This is a genomic window from Pseudoxanthomonas composti (assembly GCF_004122095.1).
Taxonomy (GTDB): Bacteria; Pseudomonadota; Gammaproteobacteria; order Xanthomonadales; family Xanthomonadaceae; genus Pseudoxanthomonas_A; species Pseudoxanthomonas_A composti.
This window is the reverse complement of record NZ_SAWZ01000001.1, coordinates 139090-152707: the sequence shown is the minus strand read 5'-3', so window position 1 is coordinate 152707 and position 13618 is coordinate 139090. Positions and strand designations below refer to the sequence as shown.

Below are 13618 nucleotides of genomic sequence, written 5' to 3'. Positions count from 1 at the left end.
TCAGTCATTGGAGATGCGATTGCGCAGCAGGAAGGCGCGCGCCCCCAGGCTGACCAGCAGCACGAAGCAGGTGAGCACCAGCGCGCCGGCCCAGGCCAGCGTCTGCCAGGAGGCGTAGGGGCTGCCGGCGAACTGGTTCATCACCACCGGCACCGAGGCCATGGGGCGCAGCACATTGGTGCTCCAGAACTGGTTGCCGAAGGCGGTGAACAGCAGCGGCGCGGTTTCGCCGGAGATGCGCGCCAGGGCCAGCAGGATGCCGGTGACGATGCCGGCCGAGGCCGAGCGGTACAGCACCTGCACGGTGACCTTCCACTGCGGGATGCCCAGCGACAGGGCGGCTTCGCGCATCTGCGTGGGTACCAGGCGCAGCATCTCGTCGGTGGTGCGCACCACCACCGGCAGCACGATGAAGGCCAGCGAGATGGCGCCGGCCAGGGCCGAGAAGCCGATCACCGAGACCACCATCGCGTAAACGAACAGGCCCAGCACGATGGACGGGGCCGACAGCAGGATGTCGTTGACGAAACGCACCACCGTTCCGGCCTTGCGGGCATGGCCGTACTCGGACAGCCAGGTGCCGGCCAGCACGCCCAGCGGCGTGCCCATGGCGATGGCCAGCGCGCACATCAGCGCGCTGCCGAAGAACGCATTGAGCAGGCCGCCGGCCTGCATCGGGGCCGGCGTGTTCTTGGTAAACAGGTCCAGGTTGATGCCCGGCAGGCCCTTGGACACCAGCGTCCACAGGATCCAGGCCAGGAACGCCAGGCCGAACAGCGCCGTGGCGCAGGACAGCACCAGCGCCACGACGTTGACCACGCGGCGGCGCAGGTAGAGGGCGGAGGCGGACATCAGTTGCCCTCCCGGCGCGCCAGCTGCATCAGCATGTAACGGGCGATGGCCAGCACCACGAAGGTCACCAGGAACAGCACGAAGCCCAGCAGCAGCAGGGCCGAGCGGTAGGTTTCGGTGGCCTCGCCGAAATCATTGGCGATCAGCGCGGCGATGGTGGTGCCCGGTTCCAGCAGCGAGGCCGACAGGGTGACGCTGTTGCCGACCACGAAGGCCACCGCCATGGTCTCGCCCAGGGCACGGCCCAGGCCGAGGAAGATGCCGCCGATCACCGCCGAGCGGGTGTAGGGCAGCACGATGTCCCAGCTGACTTCCCACTTGGTCGAGCCCAGCGCGTAGGCCGATTCCTTCAGGCGCGTGGGCACGGTCAGGAACACCTCGCGCATCACCGAGGAAATGAAGGGGATGACCATGATCGCCAGCACGAAGCCGGCGGTGAGGATGCCGATGCCCAGCGGCGGGCCCTGGAACAGCCGGCCGATCACCGGCAGGGTGCCGAGATGATCGTTGAGCCAGGGCGTGACGTATTCGGTCATCACCGGCACCAGCACGAACAGGCCCCACATGCCGTAGATGATCGAGGGCACGCCGGCCAGCAGTTCGATCGCCGTGCCGATCGGCCCGCGCAGCCAGCGCGGCGCGACCTCGGTCAGGAAGAAGGCGATGCCGAAACTCACCGGCACGGCGATCACCATCGCGATCACCGCGGTGACCAGGGTGCCGTAGATCGGCGCCAGCGCGCCGTACTTGTTCTCCACCGGATTCCACTCGGCGGAGGTGAAGAAGCTCAGGCCCTGCGACATCAGCACATGGCGTCCGCCCCAGAGCATGGACAGCGCCGCGCTGGCCAGGCCCACCAGCACGAAGGCCACCGTGGCCACCAGGACCCAGCGGAACAGGCGGTCGGCGCGCGCGTCGGCCGCGTCACGGCTGCTGTTGGGGGCGGGAAGCGAAGCTGAGTTCATGGAGGGCCTGGAATGGAACGTCGGTCCGGAAGTATTCAAACGGCGCATGTCATTCCCGCGTCCGCGCGGGCGATAAATCGCGGCAGGCGTTCCAGGGACGCAGGCGGGGGTCTTTACGGACCTGGACCATCGCCTGATGGCGCGCAAGGGCGCTGGCCCCGTCTCCGCTCGCTCGGCAGCGCAGGACGAGTCCGGTGCTTGCCGAGCGTCGGTGGCGCATGCGCGCCGCCGCGGAAGATCCAATGCCCAGGGCCCGGCCCCTGGCCGGGTCGAACGACATCTTGGCCAGCGCCCGCGGCAAGCCGCGGGCGCCCGGTGGCCTTACTTGAACTCGGCAGCCCAGTACGCCTGGACCTGCTGCACCAGCGGCGCCGGCAGCGGCACGTAGTGCAGTTCCTTGGCCTGCGCCTGGCCCTGCTCGAAGGACCACTTGAAGAAGGCGATGGTGTCGGCGTTGCGCTTGGCATCGCCACCGGTCTTGCGCATCAGCATGAAGTTGGTGGCGGTGATCGGCCAGGACTTCTCGCCCGGCGCGTTGGTGATGACCAGGTTGAAGTCCTTGGCATTGGCCCAGTCGGCGCTTTCGGCCGCGGCGGCGAAGGATTCGTCGTTCGGCTGCACCCACTGGCCGGCCGCGTTCTGCATGGCGGTGTAGGGCATGGCGCTCTGCAGCGCGTAGGCCAGCTCGACGTAGCCGATCGAGTTCTTGATCTGCTTCACGTACGAGGCCACGCCCTCGTTGCCCTTGCCGCCCACCCCGCCGGGCCACTGCACGGAGGTGCCTTCACCGACCTTGTCCTTCCACTCGGCGCTGACCTTAGACAGGTAGTTGGTGAAGTTGAAGCTGGTGCCCGAGCCGTCCGAGCGGTGCACCAGGCTGATCTTGGCGTCGGGCAGCTTCAGGTCCGGGTTGACCGCGACGATGGCCGGATCGTTCCACTTGCCGATCTTGCCCAGGAAGATGTTGGCCAGCAGCTCGCCGGTCAGGCGCAGCTTGCCCGCTTCCACGCCCTCGATGTTCACCACCGGCACCACGCCGCCGATGGCCGAGGGGAACTGGGCCAGGCCGGCCGCGGCCAGCTCGTCGCTGGACAGCGGCTTGTCCGAGGAGCCGAAGTCCACCGTGCCGGCCTTGATCTGGGCGATGCCGCCGCCGGAGCCGATGGACTGGTAGTTGACCTGGTTGCCGGTGGCGGCGGCATAGTCGGCCGACCACTTGGACACCAGCGGGAAGATGAAGGACGCGCCGGCGCCGGAGATCTGCGCCGCCTTGGGGTTGGCCGCGCCGGCGGCGCTGTCGCCAGCGGCCTGCGGGGCGCCATGGCCCGGGGCGCTATCGCCGGAGCCGCCGCAGGCGGCCAGGACCAGGCTGAGGGAGAGCGGAAGCAGGGCCAGACGGGCCAGCTTGAAGTTCATCGGAAAGTCACCGGGAAAGGCCGGCGGCGCCGGCGATGGCGCTATGAAATGATGTTTTTGTTACAAGCTCATGACATGACGGGTCTGTCATGTTTCGGCCGATCTGGCGGTCGCCCCCGGGCGTCTGCCCCGGCTGGGCTGGGTGCGGGAAGATTGATCGAGCAAGAACCTTGCGAACAGGGTGTCGTCGGAGCGTGCGTTCCCAGGCTCTATCGAGATGCTTCTTTAATCCACGCGTTCGCAGTCAGCAGCGGTTTCTCTGTTGCCCGGTCCCCGCAAGCGCGCTCTTGCTTTTTGTGGGAGCCGATTCATCGGCGAAGGGGCTTTCACGGGAAAGCCGGTTCGCGGCTGACGGCCTTAGGCCACCCTGAGCCGCTGATGGATCGCAAGGCTGACTGCCCGCGAGAAGAGCGCTCTTCGTGGGAGCCGATGCATCGGCGGAGCGGCCACACTTCCGCTCCCCGCAGTGTCGCCCTATCCTCGAACCATCAGGGGACTTTCAGTCGATCCCGCACGCGGCGCAGCCGATGGCTGCCGCGCGGTGTCGGGTCGCACGCGCGCAAATCGGAGACCATCGTGGGCAAGAGCAGGAAGGTGATACAGGGCGCGCTGCGATGCGTGCCGTGGCTGTGGCTGGCCGCCATGCCGGTGCAGGCCGCGCAGGTCGAGGCCCTGCGGACCGAGGCCGAGCGCAGCGGCTTCGTCCGCACCGGGCGCTATGCCGAACTGGCGCCGCTGATCGCCCAGTTCCAGGCGCGCTACCCCGGAGCGGTGCGCGAGGAATCCTTCGGCACCACGCCCGAGGGCCGGCCGATGCTGGCGATGGTGGTGACCCGCAGCGGCGCGCTGACCGCATCCGAGGCCCGCGCGCGAAACCTGCCGGTGCTGCTGGTGCAGGGCGGCATCCATGCCGGGGAGATCGAGGGCAAGGACGCCGGCTTCATCGCCCTGCGACAGATGCTGGAAGACAAGGCCGGCAAGGACGCGCTGGAGAAGGTGGTGATCGTGTTCGTGCCGATCTACAACATCGATGGCCACGAGCGCTTCCACGCCTGGAACCGGCCCAACCAGAACGGCCCGGCGGAAATGGGCCAGCGCGCCACCGCGCAGAACCTCAACCTCAACCGCGATTACATCAAGCAGGACGCGCCGGAGAGCCGGGCGATGCTGGCGCTGGTCGAGCGCTGGGACCCGATCGTCTACCTGGACATCCACGCCACCGATGGCGCCAAGTTCCAGCACGATGTGGCCGTGCAGATGGAGCCCCTGCACGAAGGCGATGCGGCGCTGATGAAGCTGGGCCAGGGCATCAGCGATGAGCTGCTGGGGCAGCTGCGCGGGCAGGGTTCCAAGCCGCTGCCGTTCTATCCCACCTTCCTCAAGCGCGACGACCCGTCCTCCGGGTTCGCCGACAACGTGTACTCGCCGCGCTTTTCCACCGGCTATTTCCAGCTGCGCAACCGCTACAGCATCCTGGTGGAAACGCACTCGTGGAAGCCCTACGGCGAGCGCGTGCAGATCGCCCGCAACATCATCGTCGACCTGGCCGGGATGGCCGCGCGCCAGGGCGCCCGGTGGCTGGCCGAGGCCAAGGCGGCCGATGCGCGTGCAGCCCAGGGCGCGCCGTTGCAGGTGGTGCTGGATTGGAAGCCCACCGAGCGCTTCCGCACCATCGACTTCCAGGGCTATGCCTACACGCGCACCCCCTCGGAGGTGTCCGGCGGCACGTGGACCCGTTACGACGACCGCAAGCCGCAGGTGTGGAAGGTGCCGCTGTACGACGAACTGGTGCCGGCGGTGTCGGCCGACGCCCCGGCCGGTGGCTACATCGTGCCGGCGGCGTACGCCGCGCAGGTGGCCGCGCTGCTGGACCTGCACGGCGTGCGCTACGAACGGCTGCAGCAGGCGCGCCTGCAGGCGCAAGTGGAATCCTTCCGCGCGCAGAGCGTGGCCCTGGCGCCGACGACCTTCGAAAGCCGCCAGCGCGCCACGGTGACCGGTGCCTGGGCGCCGGACACCCGCGACCTGCTTGCCGGCTCGCTGTTCGTGCCGATCGCGCAGCCGCGCGCGCGGCTGGTGGTGACCTTGTTCGAGCCGCTGGGGCCGGATTCCCTGCTGTCCTGGGGCCAGTTCAACAGCAGCTTCCAGCAGCAGGAGTACATGGAAGGCTACGTGGCCGAAGAGGTCGCGCGCGTGCAGCTGCGCGATCCGGCGCTGGCCAAGGCCTACCAGCAGCGCCTGGACAGCGACCCGGCCTTTGCCGCCAGCCCGTCCGAGCGGCTGAAGTTCTTCGCCAAGCGCCACAGCTCGGCCGAGCACGCGCTCAACCTGTACCCGGTGGTTCGCGTCGAAAAGTAAGGGTGCCGCCACGGACGGCGATGGGTCCCCGCGCCCGGCGTCGTTGTAGGAGCGATTCATCGGCGAAGGGGCTCTACCGTTCGAGCTCATCGAAGCCGCTTGCCCCCAGGCCACCTCGAGCCGCTCCAAGAGGTCGAGCCGACGCCGTCCACGGCTCAGCGCAGCAACGACCCCTCGATACTGCGCTCGAGCCGCCCATCGGCGGTCGGCGTGAAGCCGGCCAGCTGCAGGGCAGCGCCAAGCTCGGCGGCATTGGCCTCGGCATGCAGGATCAGGCGATAGCGGCCGCTGGGCAGGATGTCCAGCAGCCCATCGCGCAGGCCTGGCGGTGCGTCGGCCGGTGCGCGCAGTTCCACCCGTGCGCCGCTGCCCTCGCAACGCGGCGTGCCGGCCAGCTGCGCCAGCGGGATGACGGCCTTGTCCTGCCCCATGCGCAGCACCTGCAGCGACAGCGTGCCACCGGCGCTCTCGCAGCCCTGGGTGTCGAACAGCAGGTGCAGGTCGCGTGCTTCCAGGCGGGCGCGGACCTCGGGTGCGCTGATCGGGAGCACCAGTTGTCCCTCGGCATGGTCGATGCCGCGGCGCAGTCCCCGCACCAGCTCGGCCGACAGCTCCGCGCCGGCCAGATGCAGGCTGGCCCGACCGCGCAGCAGTTGCAGTGGTTGCAAGCGCACGGCCAGATCGCCCAGGGCGATGTCGTTCCAGCGTGCGCCGCGCAGCTGGCCCGACCACAGCGTGCCGGTGGCTTCCAGTGCCGTCACGCTGGGCGTGGCCGATGGCAGCAGGCGGGCGGCCAGCCATTGCAGCGGCAGGCATAGCAGCAGCGCCAGCGCCAAGGCCAGGGCGAAGCACAGCAGGGTCCGCGTGCGCGTCATGGCACAGCCTCGGCGAACACCACGCGCGCCTGCAGCCCGTCCTCCGAACGTGCGACATGCAGGCTCAGCGGCGCGGCGCCTTCCTCGCGCAAGCTGTCCAGCCACCCGAACACGGCCTGTGCGCTGGCCCCGTCGACGCGAAACGCCAGTGGCCCGGCGCCCTGCGCATCGCGCTGCAGCTGGAGCCCAGCGGCCTTGGCGCTGCTTTCGATGCGGGCCAGCGGCACGGGCGCACGCGCGACGCCCTGTGGCGGGCCTAGCGCTTGCTGGATCGCCTGCAGCTGGGCGGCGGCCTGGTCGTACTCGCGCTGGCTGCGCAGGCGCCACTTGTCCAGCGGCAGCAGCACGCCGTACCACAGCACAAACGCGCCGATCAGCACGAACATGGTGCCCAGCATCCAACGCTCGCGCGGCGCACGCGCGGACCACCACTGCGTAGCCTGGGACGCGAGTGAGCTCATGCGCCCTCCACCAGGTCCAGCGGCGTACGCTGGTTGCCGTCTTCGGCCGCTTGCGTAGCCCCGGGGCTGGCCTGCACGCCGGCGGCCTGCAGGCGCTGACGCAGGCGCTGCAGGGCAGCAGCGTCGGGGTGCAGCAATTGCAGTTTCATGGGCCCGTCCTGCCGATAATCCAGCGATTGCAGTTGCGTGCCGGGCGTGGCCACCAGGCTGTCGGCCACGGCATTGCCAAGTCGCGTGAGACGTGCGGAGGCATCGTCGCGACGCGCCTCGGACAAGGCCCGCAGCGGGTCATCACCCGCGGGCCGGCCGGTCGCCTGGCCGACCAGGGCTGCGGCGCGCGCCTCCAGCACACGCGCGCCGATCTCGTAGCGGGCGATCTGCGCGAGCAGCAGCACCAGTGGCGAGAGCAGGAGCGCCGCGGCCAGCCAGCGCAGGCGGCGCGTGCGCCCGTGCCCAGACGATGCGGTGTTCCGCGCGAATGCGTGCTGCAGCAGATCCAGCGCGGGCGTGCCACTGGCGAACTGCGCCAGGGCGTTGTCTTCGGCGTACAAGTCGGGCCGGCCGCTGACCAGCCGCGCCAGCTCGGGTTCCAGGCTGGCGGCCAGCTGCGGTCCGCGCAGCAGCCAGCGGCCGTCCCAGGCCACCGCGCGCGTGCCGCCATCGGCGGCCGGGGCCAGCATCAGGCAGTCCGGCACCACCGTATCGGGCACGATGCCCCAGAGTCGCGCCTGCGCCAGCCAGTCGCGCAGCAGCGCCGGCGCCAGTGCCGCGACCAGGCGCGGTTGCCCGGCCTCGGGCTGGCCCAGCGCCAGGTGCAGGCCTTGCGGGTCCTGCGCCACGTGCTCGGCCAGCGCCAGCCGCGCCGCGGCGTGCACCTGGGGCGGCGTGCCGGCGGGCAGGCTGAGCCAGCACATGCGCACCTGCGCGCCGGGCACGACGAGCAGCGTGCGCTCGGCCTCGGGCAGGGGCAGCCCGTGGCCGTGGTCCCGATGCCCGCCAGGCTGCAAGTGCAGCCATTGCGGTGGCGCCTCGGCCTGGGCGGACAGGAAGATCAGGCGAGTGTTCATTCGTCCAGGGTCCAGCGGCGTGCGACCGCGCGGGCGCGGTTGCCGCCATCGAGTTCGAGCAATGAGGTCATGACCGCCTGCGCGCCGGCATGGTCGACCTCGCTGAGCAGGGTGAAGTAATGGCTGCGGACATCGACCTGCTGGTAGATGCCCTGGTCCAGCGCACCGGCGGCCTGGCGCATCGCGGCGTCATCCCAGAAGGCGGCGTCGCTGGACCAGCCGTTGGCCGGGCGCGAGGCGATCACCCGCCGCGCTTGGCTCGGCGACACCAGCCCGGCCGTCAGCGCCACGATCACCGGCGCATCCTCGACCTTCAGGCTGTTGAGGTTGATCGACTGGCTGGGGGTGGGCAGGGCGCAGACATAGGGGCGCAGGCGCGCATAGACATCGGCGTCGTAGCCGCGGATCGCGCGCAGCTCGCTGACCTCGGCCAACAGCGTATCGGCGGTGCGATAAGGCGCGAGGCCGTCGGCGTAGGCGTCATCCTCGGCCCCCTGCGCCTGGCTGCGCTGGTCGCTGTCGATCCAGTCCACCAGGGTGTCGCTCAGCGCCTGGGCGCGCGCCGGCTCGATGCCCACCGCTTCCAGCAGCGCCGCATACTGGCGCGCGCCCAGGTCGCTGCGCGCCCACATGCCGATCGCGCCCTGGACCACGCCGTTGAGGTTGAAGCAGGCGCCGGTATCGCGCAGGCGGATGCGGATCAGGCCATCATCGATGGGATAGGCCATCGGCTTGTCGTTCCAGCCGCTGTTAGGCGGCATCGCGCCGGCATGGGCCTGCATCAGCCGCGTCAGCCGCTGGCTGGCCAGCAGCTCGGTGCCCAGCGCGTAACGCTGGGCCTGCTCGATGGCCTGCATGTTGCCGGTGCGGCGCTGGCCGAAGCGGATGTCCTCCAGCAGCGCGGTGATGACCACGGCGATGGTGGCCACCAGCAGCAGGACCGCGAGCAGGGCCATGCCGCCCTGGGTGCGCTGGTGGCGGGCGCGGCTCACTGGCGCCCCCCCGGCAGCAGGAACACCTGGCGAATGCGGCCGAACTGGGCCACGTCCATTTCCAATGCGACAGCCGCGGGCAGTCGCTCGGCACCGCCGCCCCAGCCATCGCTCCATTGCGCGTAGTCGTAGAAGAAGGTGCGCACCTCGCGCACGTCGCGCAGCAGCACCAGCGGTGCGCTGGCCGGTGCGCCGTCCAGCAGCGGGCGCGTGCGCCGCTCCAGCCGGCCCTCGCTGATGCGGTACTCCACCTGCTGCAGCGAGGCGCGCGGGGCGCCGTCGGGGTTGCTCCAGCCGCGACGGACGAAGGACAGCAGCGGCCCGCTGGCGCCGGCCGGCTGCGCGTTGAAGGCATTGCGCTCGGTGGCCCCGTCCTCGCGGCGCGTGCGCCGTACCGCCGCCTGCGCCAGGTCGGCACGAAGCAGGGCGCGGGCGCGCTGCAGTTCGCCCAGCCGCGCCACGCGTGCATCGACCACCTCGCGCGCGTCCAGCGACTGCGCCAGCACGAACACCCCCGCCGCGCCGAGCAGCGCGAACAGGGCCAGCGAGACCAGCATCTCGATCAGGGTGAAGCCGCCTTGCGTGGGCCGGTCAAAACGGTGGTTCATGGGGGTGCCACCCACACCGTGGCCGTGCCGATCACCTGCGCGGTGTCGCCCGGGGTGACCTCCACATCGACCCGCAGCAGGCCATCCTGCCCGGTCGCCTCGGCGCGCCGCGACCAGCGCCAGCGGCGTCCGCCAAGCTCCACGTCGCCCTGGGCGGGCACCGCGGCATCGCCCGCGATCAGGCTGGCCTCGGCGGCCTGGTTGTCGGCCACGATATTCGCCAGCGTGCGCTCCTCCAGCTGCGCCGCCGTCCGCGTGGACTCGCCGGAAAGATTGAGCAGGGCCAGCACCGCCAGCGCGAACACGGCGATGGCAACGGTCATCTCCAGCAGCGAGAAGCCCGCGGCCTGGCGCGGCAGGCACCGCACGTCAGTGCGCCGAGTCATCGATGCTCACCTGGCCATCGGCTGCCACCGTCACCCGCGCCTGCCGCGCGCCCATGGCCAGCGCCACGCTGCGCGGCTCGGTCATGCCGGTGGGGTCGAAGCGCACGCTGAGCTGCGCCTGCCCGCGCGGCAGCAGCAGGCGCACGCCGTCTTCCCAGCTGCGTGCGCGGAAGGGTTTGTCGGTCAGCGGCTGCCAGCGGCCGTGATCCTCATGGCGCACCTGGTAGCCACGCGGGCCTGCCACCACTTCCACCGTGCGCAGGCTGAGGATGGCCTCATCGCGCGCATGGCCCAGGTAGGCTGCCAGCCGCTCGCTGTCCTGGCGCAGGCGCGCGCCCTCGTCGGGCAGCGTGAGCAGGATGGCCGCGCCGGACAGGGCCAGGATGGTGAGCACCGCGAGCAGCTCGATCAGGGTGAAGCCACGCGCATGCCGCGACCGCGCGCAAGGCGCTGCGTGCCTGGTCATGCGCGTGGTGGCGGCCATGTGGGCTCAGCCCCAGTTGCCGATGTCGGCGTTGTCGCCATCGCCGCCCTCGGCGCCGTCGGCACCCAGGGAGAACACGTCGAAGGCGCCTTCGCGGCCGGGCGTGCGGTACTGGTAGGGATGGCCCCACGGATCGTCCGGCAGGCGACGGATGTAGCCGCCGCTGCGGTAGCGCTCCGGGCGTGCCAGCCCGCTCGGCGCCTGGCGCAGCGCCTGCAGGCCCTGCTCGGTGGTGGGGTAGCTGAGGTTGTCCAGGCGATAGGTGTCCAGCGCCTGTTCCAGCGTGGAGACGTCGGCGCGCGCTTTCTCCTGCATGGCGCGGTCCTGGCTGGGCATGACGTTGATCATGACCACGGTGGCCAGCAGGCCGATGATGACGATCACCACCATCAGCTCCACCAGGGTGAAACCGGCGGTGCTGCGGCGCTTGGTGAGGTGGCGGGCGGGTGTGGGCATGACGGAAACCTCAAGGAAAAAAACGTTCTGAGACGCAGCGGGGCTTATCCGACCAGGGTGTTGAACTGCAGGATCGGCAGCAGGATGGACAGCACGATCACCGCCACCACCCCGCCGAGCAGCACGATGATGGCCGGCTCCAGCAGGCTCAGCGCGGCGCTGGTGAAGGTGTTGAACTCGCGCTCCAGGTAGTCGGCCGCGCGCTCGAGCATCTCCGGCAGGCGCCCGCTGTTCTCGCCGCTGGACACCATGTACAGCAGGGTCGGCGGAAACACGGCGGCGCGACGCATCGCCGAGGACACGCTGCCGCCTTCGCGGATGGAGGCGACCATGGTCTCGGTGGCCGCACGCAGCACGCGGTTGCTGACCGTGTGCGCGGTGATGGCCAGGCCTTCCATCAGCGGCAGGCCGCTGCTGACCATGATCGACAGGGTCCGCGCCATGCGCGCGGCGTGCACATCGCGCAGCAGCCGGCCCAGCAGCGGCAGGCGCAGCAGGCCGCGGTCGAAGGCCAAGCGGAAGCCAGGGCGGCGCAGCAGTCGCCCCAGCGCGATGCCCGCCGCGACCAGCGCGACCAGCAGCGGAACGCCGGCATGGACCAAGACATCGGACAGCCCGATGACGATGCGCGTGAGCAGCGGCAGGGCGCGCCCCATCGAGTCGAACTGCTCCACCACCTTGGGCACCACGAAGGTCATCAAGGCGATCACCACCAGTACCGCCGTGGCCGCCAGCGCGATGGGGTAGGCCAGGGCGGTCTGCAGCTTGGCGCGGACCTGCTGCTGGCGCTCCAGCAGGTCGGCCAGGCGCTCCAGGATCTGCGGCAGGGCGCCGGAACTCTCACCGGCCGACACCATCGCCCGGTACAGCGGCGGGAAGGCCTGGCCCTGGCGCGCCATCGCCTCGGACAGGCGGAAGCCTTCGACCACCCGCGCATGCGTGGCCAGCGTCACCTCGCGCAGGCCACGGCGCTCGGACTGGCTGCCGATGGTGCGCAGGGCCTCCTCCAGCGGCGTGGTCGCCACCAGCGTGGCCAGCTGGCGGGTGAACAGCACCAGTTCCTTGGTGCGGAAGCGCCCGACCCGGCGCGGCACGGCCGGCTTGACCTGCAGCGGCAACAGCCGCCGCCCGCTCAGCCGCGCATGCGCCTGCTGCGCATCGTTGGCCTGGATGCTGCCGTTGCGGGGGCGGCCCTGCGGGTCCAGCGCCGAATAGTCAAACGTCGGCATCGGCGTCCTCCTGTCGGGTCACGCGCAGCGCTTCCTCCAGCGTGGTCAGGCCGCTGGCCACCGCCGCGCGCGCGGCAGCGGCCAGGCGCTGCGACTGCGCGAAGGCGTGCGCCGCCAGGGCATCCTCATCGGCGTTCTCGCCGATCAGGCGGCGCAGGCCCTCATCGACGGTGATCGCCTCGTACAGGCCGATGCGGCCGGCGTAGCCGGTGTGGTGGCAGGCGCTGCAGCCCACGGCCCGATACTGCGGCACGTCGAAACCGGTGCCGGCCACCGTCTCGCCCTCCACGCGCGGCGCGCGACAGTGCGGGCACAGGCGACGCACCAGGCGCTGGGCCAGGATCAGGCGCAGGCTGGAGGCCAGCAGGAAGGGCTCGATGCCCATGTCGCGCAGGCGAGTGATGGCGCCGGCGGCATCGTTGGTGTGCACGGTGGACAGCACCAAGTGGCCGGTCAGGCTGGCCTGCACCGCGATCTGCGCGGTTTCCACGTCGCGAATCTCGCCCACCATCACCACGTCAGGGTCCTGGCGCAGGATCGCGCGCAGGCCGGCGGCGAAGGTCATGCCCACGCGGCTGTTGACCTGGGTCTGGCCCACGCCCTCCACCGCGTATTCCACCGGGTCCTCGACGGTGAGGATGTTGCGCGCGCCGTCGTTGAGCAGGCCCAGCCCCGCATACAGCGAGGTGGTCTTGCCCGAGCCGGTCGGCCCGGTCACCAGGATGATGCCGTTGGGCTGGGCCAGCGCCTTGTGCAGCGCGGTCAGCACCGGCGGCGGCATGCCCAGCTGGGCCAGCGACAGCGCGCCCTGTTCCTTGTCCAGGATGCGCAGCACCACGCGCTCGCCACCGCGGGTGGGCAGGGTGGACACGCGCACGTCCAGCACCTTGGCGCCCATCGCCAGCGACACGCGACCGTCCTGCGGCACGCGCTTCTCGGCGATGTCCAGCCGCGCCATCACCTTCACGCGCGAGACCAGCAGCGGCGCGATGCGACTGGGCAGGGTCACCGCCTCGCGCATCATGCCGTCCACGCGAAAACGCACCTTCAAGGTGTTCTCGAATGGCTCGATATGCACATCCGAGGCGCCCAGGCGCGCGGCCTCGGCGATCACGCCATTGATCAGGCGGATGATCGGCGCATCGTCCTGGCTTTCCAGCAGGTCGGCGGTGGCCGGGATGTCCTCCACCAGCGCATCCAGCGTGCCATGCCGCTCCAGCTGGTCGATCCCGGCGGTCTCGTCCAGCCCCGCCGCATCGGCATAGATCTCCGACAGCCGGCGATCGAACACGGCCCGCGGCATCACCTCGACTTCCAGCGCGCAGCCGGCCACGCGCCGCACCTCGGCCAGCGCGGCGGCATCGCCGCCCTCGCGCAGGGCCGCGCGCGAAGGCTCGCCGGCATCGAGCAGCAACACCCCATGGCGCTTGGCGAAGGGATAGGCGAGCAGGGCGCCGAACTGGTTCATG

Annotated in this window: 14 protein-coding genes; 1 reads left to right on the top strand and 13 read right to left on the bottom strand. The window is 70.6% G+C overall.

Annotation, left to right across the window (positions count from 1 at the left end):
• The 3 genes from pstA to pstS form a co-directional block, all read right to left on the bottom strand.
• Complete coding sequence (gene pstA, locus EPA99_RS00595; protein WP_129469257.1) at window positions 1-852, bottom strand: phosphate ABC transporter permease PstA; 852 nt, start codon at window positions 850-852, stop codon at window positions 1-3.
• On the bottom strand, window positions 852-1817 hold the full coding sequence (gene pstC, locus EPA99_RS00590; RefSeq protein ID WP_129469256.1) for a phosphate ABC transporter permease subunit PstC: 966 nt from the start codon (window positions 1815-1817) through the stop codon (window positions 852-854). Before pstC ends, pstA begins: the two co-directional genes overlap by 1 nt.
• A gap of 321 nt (window positions 1818-2138) precedes the next feature.
• Window positions 2139-3233 (bottom strand): phosphate ABC transporter substrate-binding protein PstS, encoded by a 1095-nt coding sequence (gene pstS / locus EPA99_RS00585; protein ID WP_129469255.1) that lies wholly within the window; start codon window positions 3231-3233, stop codon window positions 2139-2141.
• Window positions 3234-3875: 642 nt separating this feature from the next.
• Between pstS and EPA99_RS00580 the strand changes: the two genes are divergently transcribed.
• Window positions 3876-5591, top strand: coding sequence for a M14 family metallopeptidase (locus EPA99_RS00580; protein WP_129469738.1), 1716 nt, complete (start codon window positions 3876-3878; stop codon window positions 5589-5591).
• A 155-nt stretch (window positions 5592-5746) separates the two neighbouring features.
• Here EPA99_RS00580 and gspN read toward each other — a convergent pair whose 3' ends face one another.
• The 10 genes from gspN to gspE are packed head-to-tail and all read right to left on the bottom strand — an operon-like array spanning window position 5747 to window position 13617.
• A complete protein-coding gene (gspN, locus tag EPA99_RS00575) occupies window positions 5747-6466 on the bottom strand; it encodes a type II secretion system protein N (protein WP_129469254.1) in 720 nt (239 codons plus the stop codon).
• Complete coding sequence (gspM, locus tag EPA99_RS00570; RefSeq protein ID WP_129469253.1) at window positions 6463-6927, bottom strand: type II secretion system protein GspM; 465 nt, start codon at window positions 6925-6927, stop codon at window positions 6463-6465. The genes gspN and gspM overlap by 4 nt, the downstream gene beginning before the upstream one ends.
• A complete protein-coding gene (gene gspL, locus EPA99_RS00565) occupies window positions 6924-7994 on the bottom strand; it encodes a type II secretion system protein GspL (RefSeq protein ID WP_129469252.1) in 1071 nt (356 codons plus the stop codon). Before gspL ends, gspM begins: the two co-directional genes overlap by 4 nt.
• Window positions 7991-8950, bottom strand: a complete 960-nt coding sequence (gene gspK, locus EPA99_RS00560) for a type II secretion system minor pseudopilin GspK (RefSeq protein ID WP_129469737.1) — start codon at window positions 8948-8950, stop codon at window positions 7991-7993. Before gspK ends, gspL begins: the two co-directional genes overlap by 4 nt.
• Window positions 8951-8982: 32 nt before the next feature.
• Window positions 8983-9594, bottom strand: a complete 612-nt coding sequence (gene gspJ, locus EPA99_RS00555) for a type II secretion system minor pseudopilin GspJ (protein WP_129469251.1) — start codon at window positions 9592-9594, stop codon at window positions 8983-8985.
• Window positions 9591-9980 (bottom strand): type II secretion system minor pseudopilin GspI, encoded by a 390-nt coding sequence (gspI, locus tag EPA99_RS00550; RefSeq protein ID WP_129469250.1) that lies wholly within the window; start codon window positions 9978-9980, stop codon window positions 9591-9593. Before gspI ends, gspJ begins: the two co-directional genes overlap by 4 nt.
• The gene (locus tag EPA99_RS00545) at window positions 9964-10446 is read right to left on the bottom strand and encodes a GspH/FimT family pseudopilin (protein ID WP_241688208.1); all 483 of its coding nucleotides are present in this window, start codon (window positions 10444-10446) and stop codon (window positions 9964-9966) included. The genes gspI and EPA99_RS00545 overlap by 17 nt, the downstream gene beginning before the upstream one ends.
• Before the next feature lie 24 nt (window positions 10447-10470).
• The gene (gene gspG, locus EPA99_RS00540) at window positions 10471-10920 is read right to left on the bottom strand and encodes a type II secretion system major pseudopilin GspG (RefSeq protein WP_129469248.1); all 450 of its coding nucleotides are present in this window, start codon (window positions 10918-10920) and stop codon (window positions 10471-10473) included.
• Between the two features lie 44 nt (window positions 10921-10964).
• The gene (gene gspF, locus EPA99_RS00535; protein ID WP_129469247.1) at window positions 10965-12149 is read right to left on the bottom strand and encodes a type II secretion system inner membrane protein GspF; all 1185 of its coding nucleotides are present in this window, start codon (window positions 12147-12149) and stop codon (window positions 10965-10967) included.
• On the bottom strand, window positions 12136-13617 hold the full coding sequence (gspE, locus tag EPA99_RS00530; protein WP_129469246.1) for a type II secretion system ATPase GspE: 1482 nt from the start codon (window positions 13615-13617) through the stop codon (window positions 12136-12138). The genes gspF and gspE overlap by 14 nt, the downstream gene beginning before the upstream one ends.
• Window position 13618 lies beyond the last annotated feature (1 nt).